Consider the following 21,863-nt stretch of genomic DNA (forward strand, 5'->3'; position numbering starts at 1 on the left):
GGTATCGGCGTGTGAGGTGGGTGCTAATCTGTCATCAATTTGCTTTGTTGGATCATGGCATCAATCACGGAAGCGCTGAGCTCTTGGCTACTCAGGCCACTAATATCAATCTCGTAGGCTGCGGCCATATCTGCCACACTGAGGTTCTCGAACACCACGTGCTGGTCGATTTGATTATCGCCCGCAGAGGCAATGTATAAGGTGGCTTCACCTTGATCGTTGTCCTCAAGGGTTAGATAGTCTTCAAGGCTTGCACCGGCTTGGTCTTCATCAATCAGCAGCTCGGAGAGATCGAGAGTGTCTTTTTGCACATCAAAGTCCGTAATGCGATCGACCGCTTCTGCGCCGACAGAGCCTTGGTCACCGCTCAAAAAGGCGAAGGTGTCCGACCCAAGCCCGCCAGTCAGCGTATCGTCACCTTTACCGCCAATCAGCAGGTCATCCCCAAGCCCGCCATCAAGGGTATCATCGCCGTGGTTCCCGAGTAAGCTATCATCTCCCTCGTTACCGATCAGGGTATCGTCACCTGTACCGGCGGCGAGGATTTCACTTTGATAGCCGCCTTCCAGTGTTTGGTCATCAATGGCAATAATATCGACCAATGCACTGTCCACATAACTGCCGTTAGAGGTGGTGTATTCAAATTGATGTTCAGGCTCTGGTAATACCGCGTTAGAGCTATCCAAAGTAAGATAAATCTCGTAGTCCTCAGTCGTATTTAATGTATTGTTGGAAACGATCTCAAAGTAATAAGTGCCTTGTTGACCGGCGGTAAAGCTATTGCTGCCAGTATCTGGATTGAGAGTATCCAGCAGCTGTTGGTTTTGGTCATAAACCCTAACGCTGAGGTCATTCCACCACCGATCATCATCAAAAAGTAAGGTCTCGTTTTGGTAGAGATCCATTTTTGTCATATCACTGTCGGTGCCGTTTTGGACCGTACCTGTCAGAGCTGCGTTGGCACCATAGTTGCCGGCATCAATATGCGCCCATACCTCCTGTGTCATGGTCCCGAACTTACCACGGTCTAGGCTCTGTGCCTGTGCAAACGAGTTGGCGAAATCGCCCAGTTCGGATTCAGCAATAAACTCGGAATCGTTACCGATTGGATCAAGGAAGGTTTGCGGACTCATTGCACTATCGGGCGTGAAGATGATGTCATCCGTGCCAGCTACCGACCCTTGTACCGCGTTACCGGTGGCTGTAATTGTGCTGCCCATCGATGGAATATCGTTATGGGTTAAGGCCAAACCGGGAATGACGATCGGACTACCATCGTGAATATTGGTAATCACTATATCGTGATTGGCATCAAGCCGCGCCTCGTAGTAGAGGTTAATGGCGACATTGACGTTACTGGTATCGCCATCGTTGTCGGTAAGCGTTAGTGCGATTTGCTCTTGCTCGTTGAGAATATCTCTGTCGACCGCCACGCGATAGTCGTACTCGCCGGTATCAAAGTTGATAGTGAGGATACCACCTTTTTCGGTTTCAAAGGTCTGCTGTGCGCTGTCAGTCGCCGGATCATAGTTGTACGTTTGTCCATCTAGGGTGAGCGCAGAGATATAACCACCGTCAGCCCCGAATAAGGAAACAGTATTGCCGTCATCATCCATCAGCACGAGGCCGCCTGACACTTGTCCGCTTTCAATGGTTTGTAGCAGCGAGTAGGCGAGTTCATTTTCATCGGTGACCAGCAATACGTTGTCACTGGTACTTCCCGAACTACTTGCCGCGATGGGAGTTAGTGGCGATGTTGTAATACCGTCTCCAACCCCGACACTGAAGGACTCGTCAATACCTTGCGTACTCACATAGTTTTGCCATGCGTTTTGCAGACTGCTGTTGTTTTCAAAGTCATCATTGGGCATCCCATCCGAGATAAAATAAGAGATGGTTTTATCCGCAGTCAGCCCTGAGGTATCGACAGTATTGATGATCTCGTTAAGCGCATTATCGTATCGGGTCCCGCCACCGGCATACAGGCCCTCGATTGCGTCTAATGCGCTGCCGATATCGTTAAGCATCCAACCTGAAGACTGGGCTTCACTCGAAAATGACACAATTTGGATGTTGAGATCGCCGAGCTTGTCGTATTCCTCCACCATAGATTTCAGTGCGGCTTTGGTTACTTCCATTCGAGTCGGTGAGTTTGGATCATTTGGATCGACCGGATCGGCCATACTGCCCGAAAGGTCAACGGTAAGAATCAGGTTAAAGGTCGAACTACTCTCTGCCGTGGCGTACAAGGCACTTTCGATGTTGTCTGATGTCGGCGTATCATCTTGGACGTTGATGGTTAACGTTGATGAGCGATACGTGGTAGACGCCGTCGGATCATAGGTGGTGTAGGTGAAGGCTTCGCTCACGTTATCACCACTGGTGGCATTATTGAGTGTATAGGTATAGTCACCCGCACGATACCCTTGGTTGTTGTTTTCGTTATAAATAGTCAGGGTGCCACTAGCTGTGGTGAGGGTTAAAACCCCATCACTGCCAAAACTCTGCCCATTAACTTGATAGAGGTTAACATTGACGCCAATCCCCGTATCATTATCCAACAGGTTACCTTGAGTAGTGTGACTATTATCGTCTCTCACCAACCCTTGCTCGCTGACTGAAGCGATATCGGCGTTTAACTGGGTATTGTTGTCATGACCAAGTGTGAGCTGCGCCTGACTGGTATCACCATCGCTGTCGGTGAGGGTATAGGTGAATATCTCATCATCCAAGGTGCTGGCATCGGTCGTCGATGGCACGGATGATTGATATAGGTAGCTGCCGTCAGGTTGTATGGTTAATTGCCCTTGCGATGTGGCAATCACAGTACTGCCGTTAACCGCATAGGTGGTGCCGTTAAAGCTGACCGCGCTCACCGTGGTGGTATCCGCCCCAAGGGTATCAGCACCATCGCCAGCAGTAATAACGTTACCGCCTGTCGAGGCACCAGAGGCCACACTATCACTATCATCATGGGCAACCGGCGCGGAGTCGCTCACATCAAAGGTCACGGTTGTCCACTCGCTATTCTCGCTACTCTGGTAGGAGAAGCTGTCATAGACTTGACCGCCGCCTGCATGATTCACCGCCGGTGCAGTATAGGTAAAACTGCCATCGGCATTGACGGTCACACTGCCACCCAATGCGGTGGCGATGGTGGCAGGGCCGATCACAATTTCACTGTTACCATTTTCTCCTTGGCTGGCATTGGTGGCAACGCGGGTGACAGTGGCCTGTGTGTCTGTATCGTTGCTAATCAATCCGTCGACACTGGCAATGCTGCTGGTTTGCCCTTCGGTCAGCGCAAAGCTGTCATTTTCTAAATTCAACGTCACGGTGGTTGATGCCTGATCTGTGCCGTCGGTACTGATAGCGGTAATCGATAGCGTAATGCCAGTAATATCGGCAGGAGAGGCGAGACTAAGACCACTCAGTTGCGCGTCCGTGAGCAGCCAATCGCCGCTGCTTGCCTCTTTGGTTCCTGCTGATAATACTGCATCATCCGGTAAACCGCCGATTCTATAGGTGAGTGTTTCACCCGTTTCATTAGCGGTGCCGGAGATTGTTAAGGGCGAAAGAATGGCTCGAGACCCGCCCGCTCCGGGATCAGTGGCGGAGATTTGTCCAGCGCTGTCGATATAAGTCAGTGATTGATCGCCACGGCTGACTGTGAGGGTAGGCGCAGTAGCGACCCCTTCGATGTTGAAGATGACATCATGGGTCAGGCTCGCATTTTGGGTATCGGTGGCACGAAAGCTCACCGTCTCTGTACCACTCCAATCAGCGACCGATGAAATGGTTGCGATACCATTCGCATCAATAGAAACAGAGACCCCACTAGGCACATTCGCTACATCAAAGCTTAACGTATCATTGCTGTCGACGTCCGAAAATACTGTATTTAGATCAATGGCATAGCTAACAAAATCCTCTTGCAGAGTTTGTGTTGAAACGGCTTGAGTCAATATGGGGGCGTCATTGGTACCGGTAATGGTGATATCAATATCCTGTTGTACACCGTTAGTAGCCGTTAATGTGATAGTGTCGGTAACTTGATCGCCAGCGTCTAAACTCTGCACGGCAGATTGATCAAGCGTATACGTCCAGTTGCCATCGACCAGCTCGAGCGAACCATAAGTCCCTGCCTCAGTGGTATCGGCAAAGGTGGGCGTATCGTCGCCGTCGACATCACTGATCGCAATGGTGCCGGTGGCGGTGACAGGCGCATCGCCCACATCACCTTCGGTCACTGAACCGATAAACTCACCACTGACTTCAGGCGCATCTTCGCTACCAGTAATGGTTATGACAATAGCTTGTTCAGTACCATCAGAGGCGGTGAGAGTAATGGTGTCGGTCACTTGATCGCCAGCATCTAAATCCTGCACGCTGTCTTGATCAAGCGTATAGGTCCAATTGCCGTTGACCAATTCCAGCGAACCATAGGTACCTGTCTCTGTGGTATCGGCAAAGGTGGGTGTATCGTCGCCATCAACATCACTGATTGCAATGGTGCCTGTGGCAGTGACAGGTGCATCGCCTTCATTACCTTCGGTCACGGAACCGACAAACTCACCACTGACTTCAGGCGCATCTTCGCTACCAGTAATGGTTATGACAATAGCTTGTTCAGTACCATCAGAGGCGGTGAGAGTAATGGTGTCGGTCACTTGATCGCCAGCATCTAAATCCTGCACGCTGTCTTGATCAAGCGTATACGTCCAATCACCATCGACCAGCTCTAGCGAGCCATAGGTACCGGTCTCTGTAGTATTGGCAAAGGTGGGATTATCGTCGCCATCAACGTCACTGATTGAAAGTGTGCCACTTGCAGTCACAGGCGCATCGCCCACATTGCCTTCGGTCACGGAACCGATAAAGCTACCGGTCACTTCTGGCGTATCCTCACTACCAGTAATGGTGATGACAATATCTTGTTGGGTGTTATCGCTTGCTGTCAGGGTAATGGTGTCGGTGACCTGATCGCCGGCATCTAAATTCTGCACGGCAGACTGATCGAGGGTGTAGGTCCAATTGCCGTTGACCAATTCCAGCGAACCATAGGTACCTGTCTCTGTGGTATCGGCAAAGGTGGGTGTATCGTCGCCATCAACATCACTGATTGCAATGGTGCCTGTGGCAGTGACAGGTGCATCGCCTTCATTACCTTCGGTCACGGAACCGACAAACTCACCACTGACTTCAGGCGCATCTTCGCTACCAGTAATCGTGATCACAATATCTTGTTGGGTGTTATCGCTTGCGATGAGGGTGATGGTATCGGTGACCTGATCACCGTCGTCTAAATTCTGCACACTTGCTTGATCAAGCGTATAGGTCCAATTGCCGTTGACCAATTCCAGCGAACCATAGGTACCTGTCTCTGTGGTATTGGCAAAGCTCGGAGCATCGTCACCATCAACATCACTGATCGCAATCGTCCCCGTCGCGGTGACAGGCGCATCACCGACATTACCTTCGGTGACCGAACCCACAAACTCACCACTGACTTCTGGCGCATCCTCGCTACCAGTAATCGTGATCACAATATCTTGTTGGGTGTTATCGCTTGCGATGAGGGTGATGGTATCGGTGACCTGATCACCGTCGTCTAAATTCTGCACCGCAGACTGATCGAGCGTATACGTCCAATCACCATCGACTAGCTCTAGCGAACCATATGTACCCGCTTGTGTGACATCGGCAAAGGTAGGCGCATCGTCGGTGTCAACATCACTGATCGCAATGGTGCCCGTCGCGGTGACAGGCGCATCACCTTCATTACCTTCGGTGACGGAACCCACAAACTCACCGATAACTTCAGGGTCGTCATCCGTCCCGGTAATGGTGATGACAATATCTTGTTGCGTGTTATCGCTCGCAGTCAGGGTGATAGTATCGGTAACCTGATCGCCAGCATCTAAATGCTGCACGGCAGACTGATCAAGGGTGTAAGTCCAGCTTCCATCGACCAACTCTAACGAACCATAAGCACCAGTCTCAGTGGTATCGGTAAAGGTGGGTGTATCGTCGCCGTCGATGTCACTGATCGCAATAGTGCCCGTCGCGGTGACAGCCGCATCGCCCACATTGCCTTCGGTGACCGAACCAACAAACTCACCACTGACTTCTGGCGCATCCTCGCTACCAGTAATCGTGATAACAATATCTTGCTCGGTGCCATCAGAGGCAGTGAGAGTGATGGTGTCGGTGACCTGATCGCCGGCATCTAAATCTTGCACCGCAGATTGATCAAGCGTATACGTCCAGTTGCCATCGAGTAGCTCGAGCGAACCATAAGTACCCGTTTCTGTGGTATTGGCAAAGGTAGGGTTATCGTCGCCATCCACATCACTGATCGCAAGGGTGCCCGTGGCAGTCACGGCCGCATCACCTACGTTACCTTCGGTGACGGAACCCACAAACTCACCACTGACTACAGGGTCGTCATCCGTCCCGGTAATGGTGATAACAATATCTTGCTCAGTACCATCAGAGGCGGTGAGGGTGATGGTGTCTGTGATCTGATCGCCGGCATCTAAATTCTGCACGGCAGACTGATCAAGGGTGTAAGTCCAGCTTCCATTGACCAGCTCGAGTGAACCATAACTACCCGTTTCTGTGGTATCGGCGAAGGTGGGCGTATCGTCGCCGTCGACATCAGTGATCGCAATGGTGCCGGAGGCAGTCACGGCCGCATCACCTACGTCACCTTCGGTCACGGAACCCACAAACTCACCGGTGACTTCAGGGTCGTCATCCGCCCCTGTAATGGTGATAACAATATCTTGTTGCGTGTTATCGCTTGCTGTCAGGGTAATGGTGTCGGTGACCTGATCGCCGGCATCTAAATTCTGCACCGCAGACTGATCGAGGGTGTAGGTCCAATTGCCATCGACCAGCTCTAGCGAACCATAAGTCCCTGTCTCTGAGGTATCCGCAAAGGTTGGATTATCGCCATCGTCGACATCACTGATCGCAAGGGTACCGGAGGCAGTCACGGCCGCATCACCTACGTCACCTTCGGTCACGGAACCCACAAACTCACCGGTGACTTCAGGGTCGTCATCTGTCCCGGTAATAGTGATGACAATGGCTTGTTCAGTGCCATCAGAGGCAGTGAGGGTGATGGTATCGGTGACCTGATCGCCGGCATCTAAATCTTGCACCGCAGATTGATCAAGCGTATACGTCCAGTTGCCATCGAGTAGCTCGAGCGAACCATAAGTACCCGTTTCTGTGGTATTGGCAAAGGTAGGGTTATCGTCGCCATCCACATCACTGATCGCAAGGGTGCCCGTGGCAGTCACGGCCGCATCACCTACGTTACCTTCGGTGACGGAACCCACAAACTCACCGGTGACTTCAGGTAGGTCCTCGCTACCGGTAATGGTGATGACAATATCTTGTTGCGTGTTATCGCTTGCGGTGAGGGTGATAGTATCCGTAACTTGATCGCCAGCGTCCAAGTTCTGCACCGCAGACTGATCGAGGGTATACGTCCAGCTGCCATCGACCAGCTCGAGTGAACCATAAGTGCCAGACGCTGTAGTATTGGCAAAGGCCGGGGTATCGTCACCGTCGACATCATTGATCGCAATGGTGCCACTTGCAGTGACCGCAGCATCGCCTTCGTTGCCTTCGGTCACGGAACCGACAAACTCACCGGTGACTTCAGGTAGGTCCTCGCTACCGGTAATAGTGATGACAATATCTTGTTGGGTGTTATCGCTCGCAGTCAGGGTAATGGTATCGGTGACTTGATCGCCGGCATCTAAATTCTGCACCGCAGACTGATCGAGGGTGTAGGTCCAATTGCCATCGACCAGCTCTAGCGAACCATAAGTCCCTGTCTCTGAGGTATCCGCAAAGGTTGGATTATCGCCATCGTCGACATCACTGATCGCAAGGGTACCGGAGGCAGTCACGGCCGCATCACCTACGTCACCTTCGGTCACGGAACCCACAAACTCACCGGTGACTTCAGGTAGGTCCTCGCTACCAGTAATCGTGATAACAATAGCTTGTTCAGTGCCATCAGAGGCGGTGAGGGTAATGGTGTCGGTAACTTGATCGCCAGCGTCCAAATTCTGCACGCTGGCTTGATCGAGGGTGTAGGTCCAATTGCCGTTCACCAGTTCGAGCGAACCATAATTCCCCGTTTCTGTGGTATCGGCAAAGGCCGGGGTATCGTCGCTGTCGACATCATTGATCGCAATGGTGCCACTTGCAGTGACCGCAGCATCGCCTTCGTTGCCTTCGGTGACTGAACCTACAAAGTTACCGGTCACTTCTGGCGTATCCTCGCTACCGGTAATGGTGATGACAATGGCTTGCTCTGTGCCATCAGAGGCAGTGAGGGTAATGGTATCCGTCACTTGATCGCCGGCATCCAAATTCTGCACGGCAGATTGATCGAGGGTGTAGGTCCAGTTCTCACCAACTAGTTCCAGTGAGCCATAGGAGCCTGTCTCAGTGGTATCCGCAAAGGTGGGTGCATCGTCGACATCCACATCACTGATCGCAATGGTGCCTGTGGCAGTGACAGGCGCGTCGCCCACATTGCCTTCGGTCACAGAACCGACAAAGCTACCGGTCACTTCTGGGGCATCCTCGCTACCAGTAATCGTGATAACAATAGCTTGCTCGGTGCCATCAGAGGCGGTGAGGGTAATGGTGTCGGTGACCTGATCACCGGCATCTAAATTCTGCACCGCAGACTGATCGAGGGTGTAGGTCCAGTTCTCACCAACTAGTTCCAGTGAGCCATAGGAGCCTGTCTCAGTGGTATCCGCAAAGGTGGGTGCATCGTCGACATCCACATCACTGATCGCAATGGTGCCTGTGGCAGTGACAGGCGCGTCGCCCACATTGCCTTCGGTCACAGAACCGACAAAGCTACCGGTCACTTCTGGGGCATCCTCGCTACCAGTAATCGTGATAACAATAGCTTGCTCGGTGCCATCAGAGGCGGTGAGGGTAATGGTGTCGGTGACCTGATCACCGGCATCTAAATTCTGCACCGCAGATTGATCGAGGGTGTAAGTCCAGTTCTCACCGACCAGCTCTAACGAACCATAAGCACCAGTCTCAGTGGTGTCCGCAAAGGTCGGTGCATCGTCACCGTCGATATCACTGATCGCAATGGTGCCACTTGCAGTGACCGCAGCATCACCCACGTTACCTTCGGTCACGGAACCAATAAATTCACCGCTGACTTCAGGTAGGTCCTCGCTACCGGTAATGGTGATGACAATATCTTGTTGGGTGTTATCGCTTGCTGTCAGGGTAATGGTGTCGGTGACCTGATCGCCGGCATCTAAATTCTGCACGGCAGACTGATCAAGGGTATAGGTCCAGCTGCCATCGACTAGCTCGAGCGAGCCATAAGTGCCGGACGCAGTGGTATCCCCAAAGGTTGGATTATCGCCACTATCGATATCACTGATCGCAATGGTGCCCGTTGCAGTGACAGGCGCGTCGCCTTCATTGCCTTCGGTCACGGAACCAATAAATTCACCGCTGACTTCAGGTAGGTCCTCGCTACCGGTAATGGTGATGACAATATCTTGTTGGGTGTTATCGCTTGCTGTCAGGGTAATGGTGTCGGTGACCTGATCGCCGGCATCCAAATTCTGCACCGCAGACTGATCAAGCGTATAGGTCCAATTGCCATCGACTAGCTCGAGCGAGCCATAAGTGCCGGACGCTGTGGTATCGGCAAAGGTGGGTGTATCGTTACCGTCGACATCAGTGATATCAATGGTGCCTGAGGCAGTGACAGGCGCATCGCCCACGTTACCTTCGGTCACGGAACCAACAAAGCTACCGGTCACTTCTGGGGCATCCTCGCTACCAGTAATAGTGATAACAATAGCTTGCTCAGTACCATCAGAGGCAGTCAGGGTAATGGTATCCGTCACTTGATCGCCGGCATCCAAATTCTGCACGGCAGATTGATCGAGGGTGTAGGTCCAGTTCTCACCAACTAGTTCCAGTGAGCCATAGGAGCCTGTCTCAGTGGTATCCGCAAAGGTGGGTGCATCGTCGCCATCCACATCACTGATCGCAATGGTGCCTGTGGCAGTGACAGGCGCGTCGCCCACATTGCCTTCGGTCACAGAACCGACAAAGCTACCGGTCACTTCTGGGGCATCCTCGCTACCAGTAATCGTGATAACAATAGCTTGCTCGGTGCCATCAGAGGCGGTGAGGGTAATGGTGTCGGTGACCTGATCACCGGCATCTAAATTCTGCACCGCAGACTGATCGAGGGTGTAGGTCCAGTTCTCACCAACTAGTTCCAGTGAGCCATAGGAGCCTGTCTCAGTGGTATCCGCAAAGGTGGGTGCATCGTCGACATCCACATCACTGATCGCAATGGTGCCTGTGGCAGTGACAGGCGCGTCGCCCACATTGCCTTCGGTCACAGAACCGACAAAGCTACCGGTCACTTCTGGGGCATCCTCGCTACCAGTAATCGTGATAACAATAGCTTGCTCGGTGCCATCAGAGGCGGTGAGGGTGATGGTGTCGGTGACCTGATCACCGGCATCTAAATTCTGCACCGCAGATTGATCGAGGGTGTAAGTCCAGTTCTCACCAACTAGTTCCAGTGAGCCATAGGAGCCTGTCTCAGTGGTATCCGCAAAGGTGGGTGCATCGTCGACATCCACATCACTGATCGCAATGGTGCCACTTGCAGTGACCGCAGCATCACCCACGTTACCTTCGGTCACGGAACCAATAAATTCACCGCTGACTTCAGGTAGGTCCTCGCTACCGGTAATGGTGATGACAATATCTTGTTGGGTGTTATCGCTTGCTGTCAGGGTAATGGTGTCGGTGACCTGATCGCCGGCATCTAAATTCTGCACCGCAGACTGATCAAGGGTATAGGTCCAGCTGCCATCGACTAGCTCGAGCGAGCCATAAGTGCCGGACGCAGTGGTATCCCCAAAGGTTGGATTATCGCCACTATCGATATCACTGATCGTAATGGTGCCCGTTGCAGTGACAGGTGCATCGCCTTCATTGCCTTCGGTGACCGAGCCGGTAAAGTTACCGGTGACCTCAGGGGCATCATCTGTCCCGGTAATAGAGATGACAATATCTTGCTCAGTACCATCAGAGGCAGTGAGAGTAATGGTATCGGTGACCTGATCACCGGCATCTAAATTCTGCACCGCAGACTGATCAAGCGTATACGTCCAGTTGCCATCGACCAGCTCGAGCGAACCATAAGTACCAGTTTCAGTGGTATCGGCAAAGGTTGGATTATCGCCACTATCGATATCACTGATCGCAATGGTTCCCGTGGCAGTGACAGGAGCATCTCCTTCATTACCTTCGGTCACGGAACCAATAAATTCACCGCTGACTTCAGGTAGGTCCTCGCTACCGGTAATGGTGATGACAATATCTTGTTGGGTGTTATCGCTTGCTGTCAGGGTAATGGTGTCGGTGACCTGATCGCCGGCATCTAAATTCTGCACGGCAGACTGATCAAGGGTATAGGTCCAGCTGCCATCGACTAGCTCGAGCGAGCCATAAGTGCCGGACGCAGTGGTATCCCCAAAGGTTGGATTATCGCCACTATCGATATCACTGATCGTAATGGTGCCCGTGGCAGTCACGGCCGCATCGCCTTCATTGCCTTCGGTGACCGAACCAACAAACTCACCACTGACTTCAGGCGCATCTTCGCTACCAGTAATAGTGATCACAATGGCTTGTTCAGTGCCATCAGAGGCAGTGAGGGTAATGGTGTCGGTCACTTGATCGCCAGCGTCCAAGTTCTGCACCGCAGACTGATCAAGCGTATAGGTCCAATTGCCATCGACCAGCTCTAGCGAACCATAAGTGCCAGACGCTGTGGTATTGGCAAAAGTCGGCGCATCGTTGCTATCCACATCACTGATCGCAAGGGTACCGGTGGCAGTGACTGGGCCATCACCGACATTACCTTCGGTCACGGAACCAATAAATTCACCGCTGACTTCAGGTAGGTCATCGCTACCGGTAATGGTGATGACAATATCTTGTTGGGTGTTATCGCTTGCTGTCAGGGTAATGGTGTCGGTGACCTGATCGCCAGCATCCAAATTCTGCACCGCAGATTGATCGAGGGTGTAAGTCCAATTGCCGTTCACCAGCTCTAATGAGCCATAGGTGCCGGCTTCAGTGGTATCCCCAAAGGTTGGATTATCGCCACTATCGATATCACTGATCGCAATGGTTCCCGTGGCAGTGACAGGTGCATCGCCTTCATTGCCTTCGGTGACCGAGCCGGTAAAGTTACCGGTGACCTCAGGGGCATCATCTGTCCCGGTAATAGAGATGACAATATCTTGCTCAGTACCATCAGAGGCAGTGAGAGTAATGGTATCGGTGACCTGATCGCCGGCATCCAAATTCTGCACCGCAGACTGATCGAGCGTATACGTCCAATCACCATCGACCAGCTCCAGCGAACCATAAGTGCCAGACGCTGTGGTATCGGCAAAGCTTGGATTGTCGTCGCCATCGACATCATTGATCGCAATGGTGCCCGTCGCAGTGAAAGGTGCATCGCCTTCATTGCCCTCAGTGACTGAACCAACAAACTCACCACTGACTACAGGGTCGTCATCCGTCCCGGTAATGGTGATGACAATATCTTGCGGTGTACCATCAGAGGCCGTGAGAGTGATGGTATCGGTAACCTGATCGCCAGCATCTAAATCCTGCACGCTGGTTTGGTTGAGGGTGTAAGTCCAGTTGCCGTTCACCAGCTCGAGCGAGCCATAAGTGCCGGACGCAGTGGTATCGGCAAAGGTTGGATTGTCGTCGCCATCCACATCACTGATCGCAAGGGTGCCGGTGGCAGTCACGGCCGCATCACCTACGTTACCTTCGGTCACGGAACCCACAAACTCACCGGTGACTTCAGGTAGGTCCTCGCTACCGGTAATGGTGATGACAATATCTTGTTGCGTGTTATCGCTTGCGGTCAGGGTAATGGTGTCGGTGACCTGATCGCCAGCATCCAAATTCTGCACCGCAGACTGATCGAGGGTGTAGGTCCAGTTGCCGTTCACCAGTTCCAGCGAACCATAGGTACCTATCTCAGTGATATCGGCAAAGGTGGGCGTATCGTCGCCATCAACATCACTGATCGCAATGGTGCCCGTTGCGGTGACAGGCTCATCGCCTTCATTACCTTCTGTCACTGAACCGACAAAGCTACCGGTCACTTCTGGTGCATCCTCGCTACCAGTAATCGTGATAACAATAGCTTGCTCAGTACCATCAGAGGCAGTCAAAGTGATGGTGTCGGTGACCTGATCGCCAGCATCTAAATTCTGTACCGCAGACTGGTCGAGCGTATACGTCCAATCATCATCGACCAGCTCGAGCGAACCGTAAGTGCCGGTCTCTATGGTATCGGCAAAGGTGGGCGTATCGTCGCCGTCGACATCAGTGATCGCAATGGTGCCCGTGGCAGTCACGGCCGCATCACCTACGTTGCCCTCGGTGACTGAACCCACAAACTCACCGGTGACTTCAGGTAGGTCCTCGCTACCGGTAATGGTGATGACAATGGCTTGTTCAGTACCATCAGAGGCGGTGAGGGTGATGGTATCGGTAACCTGTTCGTCAGCATCCAAATCCTGCACGCTGGCTTGAACAAGGGTGTAAGTCCAATTGCCGTTCACCAATTCCAACGAACCATAGGTGCCTGTCTCAGTGGTGTCCGCAAAGGTGGGTGTATCGTCGCCGTCGACATCACTGATCGCAATCGTGCCCGTGGCAGTGACAGGTGCATCGCCTTCATTGCCTTCGGTCACAGAACCCACAAACTCACCGGTGACTTCAGGGTCATCATCTGTCCCGGTAATGGTGATGACAATATCTAGTTGGGTGTTATCGCTTGCTGTCAGGGTAATGGTGTCGGTAACCTGATCGCCAGCGTCTAAATTCTGTACGCTGTCTTGATCAAGGGTGTAGGTCCAATTGCCGTTCACTAGCTCTAATGAGCCATAGGTGCCCGCTTCAGTGGTGTCCGCAAAGGTTGGTGTATCGTCGCCATCCACATCACTGATCGCAATGGTGCCTGTTGCAGTGACAGGTGCATCGCCTTCATTGCCTTCGGTCACTGAACCGACAAAGCTACCGGTCACTTCTGGGGCATCCTCGCTACCAGTAATCGTGATAACAATAGCTTGCTCAGTACCATCAGAGGCAGTCAGGGTAATGGTGTCCGTCACTTGATCGCCGGCATCTAAATTCTGCACCGCAGATTGATCGAGGGTGTAAGTCCAGTTCTCACCGACCAGCTCTAACGAACCATAAGCACCAGTCTCAGTGGTGTCCGCAAAGGTCGGTGCATCGTCACCGTCGACATCGCTGATCGCAATGGTGCCCGTGGCAGTCACGGCCGCATCACCTACGTCACCTTCGGTGACCGAACCAACAAACTCACCACTGACTTCAGGCGCATCTTCGCTACCAGTAATGGTGATCACAATGGCTTGTTCAGTGCCATCAGAGGCCGTCAGGGTAATGGTGTCGGTGACCTGATCGCCAGCATCCAAATTCTGCACGCTGGCTTGATTGAGCGTATACGTCCAGTTGCCATTGATCAGTTCCAGCGAACCATAGGTGCCCGCCTCAGTGGTATTGGCAAAGGTTGGATTATTGCCATCGTCGACATCAGTGATTGCAATCGTACCCGTCGCAGTGACAGGTGCATCACCTTCATTGCCTTCGGTCACTGATCCAGTAAAGCTACCAGTGACTTCTGGCGCATCTTCGCTACCAGTAATGGTGATCACAATGGCTTGCTCTGTGCCATCAGAGGCAGTCAGGGTAATGGTATCGGTGACCTGATCGCCGGCATCTAAATTCTGTACTGAGCTCTGATTTAGCGTGTAGGTCCAACTGCCGTTCACCAGTTCTAGCGAGCCATAGGTGCCTGCCTGTGTGACATCGGAAAAGATCGGTGTATCGTCGTCATCGACATCATTGATCGCAAGGGTGCCGGTGGCAGTGACAGGTGCATCACCTTCGTTGCCTTCGGTGACCGAGCCAACAAAGCTACCGCTTACTTCTGGCGCATCGTCGGTCCCCATAATAGTGATAACAATATCTTGCTCTGTGCCATCAGAGGCAGTCAGGGTAATGGTATCGGTGATCTGATCGCCGGCATCTAAACTCTGCACCGCAAATTGATCAAGGGTGTAAGTCCAGTTGCCGTTCACCAGCTCTAGTGAGCCATAGGTGCCGGTCTCTGTGGTATCGGCAAAGGTTGGACTATCGCCGTCATCCACATCACTGATCGCAAGGGTGCCGGTGGCAGTGACAGGTGCATCACCTTCGTTGCCTTCGGTCACTGAGCCAACAAACTCACCACTCACTTCTGGTACATCGTCGGTCCCCGTAATGGTGATAACAATATCTTGCTGGGTGCCATCAGAGGCAGTCAGGGTGATGGTGTCGGTGACCTGATCGCCGGCATCCAAGCCTTGGATAACGCTACTGTTATTATCGAGCGTATACGTCCAAGTACCATTCACTAGTGATAACTCACCATACTGACCCGACACATCGCCATCGGAAAAGCTCGGCGCATTGTTGCCATCTGCATCCGAAATACTGAGAGATCCTGTCGCTTCTAAAATGCTGTCTTCGACCACATCGCCAAGGGTTTGGCCGCTAATCACAGGATCATCATTTGTACCTGTGATAGTTATCGAAATCACTTGGCTACTGCCGTCTGACGCGGTCACAGTGAAATTATCTGAAACCGCATCACCTTCGCTAAGAGATTGCAACGCATCGCTATCTGCGGTGTAGGTCCAGTTGCCATTGGTGAAGACAAGCTCACCATACTGGCCGGATTCTGCGCTATCGATCCACGTGGGGTTATCGTCGGAGTCGGAAATTGACAAGGTTCCGGAAACCGAGTCTCTGGCTATCAAACTTCCGTCAGAGCCATCGATTTCACCCTCCGAGAGGGTGCCTGAGGTATCACCTGTGATGGATGCGGGATCGTCAATACGTTCCACTGCTGAGGTGAAGGTTTGAGAGGTGCTTGTTTCGCCGTCTGAGGCGGTGACCGTAAATGTCAGCGAGGCGATATCTAGCGCATCATTATTGATTGCATCTACGCCTGCCTGAGTGAGAACGACATTATTGCCCTGCAATTCGACATAGTCTTGTCCGTCATCAGTCAACGACAGAGTGAGGGCATCACCCTCTATATCCGCCGCCGTCACGGTGCCGACGGTATCGCCTGCCGCGACCGCATCTTCGGTGACTGTTGTCGCTGAAAATTGCAGCGTAGGAGCATCGTTGACGGGATTCACAGTGACCGTGATATCAGACGGCGTTTCTGCTTGGCCATCAGAAACAATGACGGTGAGATCAAGGTCACCATTGAAATTGGGCGGTGGTGTGATAACGATATTGCCAGACGCATCTTCGTCGATTTCGACATCTGGATTACCACTGGTGATGGAAACAATAGTGAGAGTGTCACCATCTGGATCGTTGATTTGCTGCAGTATTTGATTGGGCGTCAGCACTAATGGCTGATCTTCATCGGTGCTAAAGGTCAGCGACTCGGCACTCGGCGCTTCATTGGTCTCTGCGGCGGGGAATACTGCATCTGCGCTTGCCAATCTTAACGCCGTTAAAGCAAATAGCTGTTCGTCGGTTATGCCTCCATCGGGGCTGGTAATACCCTCAGTTTGGAAACCCGCAATGATTTCACCAATACGGCCGTTCGCTTCAATAATCGCCATAGCCGTGATGGCAGACCCTGAGGCCGCTGCACCGGCTGCGGTCGCAGCATCCTCAATCGCATTGGGATCTTCACCCCGTTGGATGGCCTCGATGATTTCAAGCACATCCTCAGGTAAATCTTGTACCAGTGTATCGTCTTCACCTTCGCCGACAAGCAAGGCAGATAAGGCGAGGTTGGCATCGACACCATTCTCAAGGCGCACCGAGGCGGGCTCGTTGCCTACCGCGGTGACGAGCTCTCCCGTCGAAACCGTTTGATTGGCCTCAATTTGACGCACTTGGCCGTCAGGCTGAACGGCAGCAACCGTTCCTTGTGTCTCGGTGACTTGTGTCTCTGTCGCCATGCTGTCGGCTCCTTCGGTAACTGCATTGTGCCAACGTGTTGTTTTTGAATGAGTTACATTCTTTTGTCAACCTGTTAGGTGCAGTTTGGCGCATTATCGATACATATACCCTCTGTAAATATAGTTGATAGTTTGCAGATAAGTGCAAAATTTGCGTGTCTGTCATCGTCGCGCAAAGAAAAAAGCCCTTGTCAGGACAAGGGCTGAATGGCGTTGGTTAAATCGCGCGAGTGCGAATATTTCGTGGCGGGGCTGTTAGGTCCCGATCACGCCACCATCGTCTTTGGTGATCATGATGACTGAAGAGCGAGGAATGGCATCACCACCAGTAGGGAAGTGAGCGCCTGGATGTTGCACGCCCACAAACATAGTGCGTGAGTCAGGGGTAAAGGTTAGTCCCGTGATCTCACATGACGTTGGCCCGGTAAGGAAGCGGCGAATTTCCCCTGTTTGCGTGTCGGCACACAGCATTTGGTTATTGCCCATACCCGCAAAGTCTCCTTCGTTGGAGTAATCACCGTCGGTTTGAATCCAAAGGCGACCGGCACGGTCAAAACCGATACCATCCGGGCTGTTAAACATGTTGTCTTTGTTGATGTTATCGGTACCCGCCATTAACCCAGATTGCTTCTCAGGGTGGCCGGCCATCACGAAGATATCCCACTCAAAGGTAGGCTGAGTATGATCGCCTTGGGTCGGTGCCCAACGAATAATATGACCATACGGGTTTTTGGTGCGTGGGTTGGCCGCATTTAATGGTTGGCTGTCTTTCACGCCGCGGTACTTGTTATTGGTGAGGGTGCAGAAAACATGCTTGTTGTCGGCGTGCACGGCGACCCACTCAGGACGATCCATGGTGGTCGCACCCGCTTGCGTCGCGGCTTCGCGGGCAAAAATGAGCACACTGGCTTGGTCAGGAAAGCCGTTCTCTGGGGTTAGACCATTTTTACCAAAGGTGAGCTCTAACCATTCGCCTTGGCCTTTTAGCTCGCCGTCGCTGCCGGTAAATTTCGCGACATATAAGGTGCCGTTTTCGAGCAAATCGCGATTAGCACTACCTTTACTCGGATCGTATTTTCCGTCAGAGACAAATTTATACAGGTGCTCGCCACGTTCATCATCGCCCATATATACCACGACGTGGCCATCATTATTGACCGTGAGAGCGGCATTTTCGTGCTTAAAGCGACCCAGTGCACTGCGCTTTTTCGGGGTTGAGTTGGGATCCATAGGATCAATTTCGACCACCCAACCAAAGCGATGGGGCTCGTTGGGGTGTTTGGCGACATCAAAGCGCTCGTCGTGCTTGTACCAGTCGTAACCCCAGTCACTATCGCTGATGCCGTAGCGCTGATAGGTTTTGCCCAAGGTGAGTTCTTTTTCACTGGCAAAATAGCCGTTAAAGTTTTCTTCGCAGGTGAGATAGGTGCCCCAAGGCGTTTCGCCGTTGGCACAATTATTAAAGGTGCCGAGGATCTTTTTACCCGAGGGATCAGCTGCGGTTTTAAGCAGTGAATGGCCGGCGGCTGGGCCTGTCATTGCCATCTCCGTATACGCGGTAATACGACGGTTTAAGCGCCCTTGCGGGTTCACCGTCCAGCGGCCATCAACTTTTTTTAGCTCGACTAAAGAGACGCCGTGTGCTGCTTGTGATTTACGCGCATCATCGGCTGAGATGTTTTTACCGCCGTGCGTAAACAGAAACTCATCGTTGATGTACTCGTTATTGACGGCGAGTAAGGCGCGATCATTGGCGAGCGGGAAAAATGTCATGCCATCATTATTGTCACCAAACTGTTGTGCTTGGGCACTGGCATCGTTTTGCTGCGAAAAGGCGGGGGCATTGGAAAAGATAGGATCGCCCCATGATACCAGTACCTCCGCTTTGTATCCTTTGGGCACAGTGACGGTGTCAGCCGTCGAGGTTGGGATGGCTTTAAAACCGAGTAACTCACTTTTACTCAAGCTGCCAGCCACAGCTTTTGCAACTGGGTTAGCGGCGAAAAAAGCTACGGTACTTGCCGCGCCTGCGCCTTGTAAGAAGCGGCGACGGCTCACGGCGGCGTCAATAAAACGGTTGAATTCGGGTTCTGCATCCAGCGGACGCTGATCAATATGCTTGCTCACGACATGACTTCCTTTCTATTCGTTATCGTATTTATGGGTTTAGTGATAGCGAGGCTCTGCACCACCGGGCGCAAAGTTGGTCGAGAGTCTGGCGAGTCAATATGAAACCGCGGTGACTGTTGGGTGACAGTCTTGGGACACGAAAGTGGTCCGTTAACCCGATCACAGATTGGTTTGGATAAACAGCATTTAGTGACGGCGTCACGTTTTGGCTGTCATGAAACGATCAGTGTTGATCAAAATAGTCTTTGCGTCGGATATATTTGTCCATGTAGTGATAAGCAATCGGACGGGTTAGCCAGCTGAACAAGACGCGTAGTACACGAACGACGGAAGGTGTGTCGGTGTAGATCTTGTTCTCATGTAGCCAAAGTAGTCGTCCGACATGCCAATACAGCATGGGAATACCGGGTAGAAATGTAATGATGTCGACATCACAACAAATACGGTAGGTTTTGGTGTGAAAAGGATAATATCGCTTAAAACGCCACATACCGGCAGCCGGCTGGCCAAAAGTGACAATGCGTTTGATTGCCTGTCCCATTGAGGGATAAAGCATTGCGGCGGCAATGACGGCCATTGCGCCTCCTGATGAATGACCAATAAAGGAGACCTTTTTGTTGGCTTTGAGCAGCGGCGCGAGTGCTGCCTCTAGCTTATCCATCACTGTGTTTCCGGTCAATGAGCAGGTGTCGGCAGCTTGCGCTACATCCGCAAACTGGCTTGTGGTCATGGATTGATAGCGGCGCTTGTGCTGTTGCCAGGGTAAGCTTTTTTGAGTAAGGAGATAATGAAATCCCCAATGCACAAAGCATCTGACATTGCCCATTCGTATTTGCTTAGGTCCACACGCGCAATTAACCAGCCAGTCCCACGCGGTTTGTGAGCCGCGAAATACCACCACCACATCGTCATCATCGCGCCAGAGCACGCGAATAATGCACCGTCCCCAGCGATCATAGATATCCCGTCGTCCGTTTGGGCTAAATCCATAATGGGTATGATCAAAATAGCTCGGATAGGACGCGCGGCATAAAATGGCATAACGCTCGTATTGATATCGCTTTAATCGTTTCACAGTCGCCCAATTAATTGCCTGTTTGGAACGAGGTTACGCAACTAAGGTGACGAAAAAACGAAACTATCGTAACGAATGAGTGGGAGAGCGTCAGCGTGAACACACTGACGCAAGGCGCCGAGTCTAACTAGTCGTAGCTCGCGAGAAATGGCTCTAAATGGGTATCGTAGGTCAGAGCCTGAATGGGGCCTCTATGCGTGAGGATCCACTCCGCGTTGGTGCAATTGCCAATACCGATAACCACTTGCACGAGTAAACGTAGGTCTTTTAGCCAACGTTGGGTTTGCTCGTGGCTCCAATCGTCACGGTAGTGAGCCATGTGATACTCCACCCACCAGTAAGCGCCTCGAATAAAGGCCTTCATGATGGATTCTGCTGCCAAGATCTGCTCCGCACTGCCCGAAAAATCAAAATCCGGAGAGATAGGGTGGCCTTGTGTAAATGCGACATAGTTGCGGCAGTGCCGAAACAATGCCAATTGTAAGCCTGCCGCAGAATCATAATGAGTTAAAGGCAAGGTTGTTACTGGAAGGTGTTTGACGGATTTACGGAATAGGGCGACAGTACGTTTCCCTGGCATCAAATGCTCAATCGCGTAAAACAGGTCCAGACTAATCAGTTGGTTACTCAAGGGGCTCCTTCGCGATATCTATCCATGTTGTTGGGCACAGTCAGAAAGCTGGTCGCTGTAACAACCAGCATCTTGAAGGATTACGAGTATACAACACCCGAGCGCGAAATGAAGTGGGAATACAGATGGATGGCGATAAACTCGTTACTCGAGTCCGTAGCGGGCTTTTAATGCCTCGACATCCTCTTTGTTATCAACTAAAAACCGATTGAATTCGGCGATCACTTCGGGATACTTGATGGTTGAAAGGTGGCGAGTGCCCTTGCTGTGTGGCAGGGTATCGTCAAACCGTACCGAGCCTTTTTGAAATCCCATTTGCTCTAAGTAAAATTGCGCAACGGCAACGTTTGCGTATCCGCCATCAACGCGACCGCTCACCACTTTCATCAACAGTGAGTCGTATTTGTAACTCTCATCAACCTGAATTTGACCGGCGCTGATCCGAGACTGGTAGGGATAAGGCGTAAACCCTGCCACAACACCTAAATATTTAAGCCGGTTAAGAGACTTGCCATAGTTGTCATCAATGACCATGACGCCATCAATATAGTTGACGACAGGCTCGCTATAAATAATATTCGACTTACGCTTGATTTCTGGGCTCCACTTTGGACTATCGGGATATTTAAAATCGACAGCTCCGTCGACAAAGCGGTGATATAAGCGCTTTAAAGGAAGAGGCTTGTAGATAAAACGGTAATTTTGGGTTTTGGCAAACATATCGAGCAACTCCCGATTGAAGCCAGAGTAATTACGGTTTGCATAGGAGGAATACGGATAATACTGCGAGAAATTTTGCACGCCAATCACGTAGGTGGGATTCGCACCTACAGGAAGTGTAGCGAGTATTGTCAGTAGTAAACACCATTGCCATTTCATTCGTACGTCACCGACT

The 21,863-nt window shown here is 51.9% G+C and carries 5 protein-coding genes; all 5 read right to left on the reverse strand.

What is annotated here, in order from left to right; translation table 11 throughout:
- Window positions 1-23: 23 nt before the first annotated feature.
- Window positions 24-17,132 (reverse strand): VCBS domain-containing protein, encoded by a 17,109-nt coding sequence (locus N7E60_RS14845; RefSeq protein WP_269598915.1) that lies wholly within the window; start codon window positions 17,130-17,132, stop codon window positions 24-26.
- 255 nt (window positions 17,133-17,387) lie between these two features.
- Window positions 17,388-19,259: a PhoX family protein gene (locus N7E60_RS14850; RefSeq protein ID WP_269598916.1), complete on the reverse strand. Its 1,872-nt coding sequence runs from the start codon at window positions 19,257-19,259 to the stop codon at window positions 17,388-17,390.
- Window positions 19,260-19,485: 226 nt separating this feature from the next.
- On the reverse strand, window positions 19,486-20,337 hold the full coding sequence (locus N7E60_RS14855) for a lipase family protein (protein WP_269598917.1): 852 nt from the start codon (window positions 20,335-20,337) through the stop codon (window positions 19,486-19,488).
- A 127-nt stretch (window positions 20,338-20,464) separates the two neighbouring features.
- Entirely contained in the window at window positions 20,465-20,968 is a 504-nt protein-coding gene (locus tag N7E60_RS14860) for a hypothetical protein (protein ID WP_077457878.1), read from the reverse strand.
- Window positions 20,969-21,112: 144 nt separating this feature from the next.
- Window positions 21,113-21,847, reverse strand: coding sequence for a substrate-binding periplasmic protein (locus N7E60_RS14865; protein WP_269598918.1), 735 nt, complete (start codon window positions 21,845-21,847; stop codon window positions 21,113-21,115).
- Window positions 21,848-21,863 lie beyond the last annotated feature (16 nt).

The organism is Salinivibrio proteolyticus (assembly GCF_027286365.1).
In the GTDB taxonomy this organism is placed as follows: domain Bacteria; phylum Pseudomonadota; class Gammaproteobacteria; order Enterobacterales; family Vibrionaceae; genus Salinivibrio; species Salinivibrio proteolyticus.

Bases quoted from the DNA above. Each gene is read 5' to 3' on its own strand.
- N7E60_RS14865 (WP_269598918.1), bottom strand. From the start codon at position 21,847: ATGAAATGGCAATGGTGTTTACTACTGACAATACTCGCTACACTTCCT.
- N7E60_RS14845 (WP_269598915.1), bottom strand. From the start codon at position 17,132: ATGGCGACAGAGACACAAGTCACCGAGACACAAGGAACGGTTGCTGCC.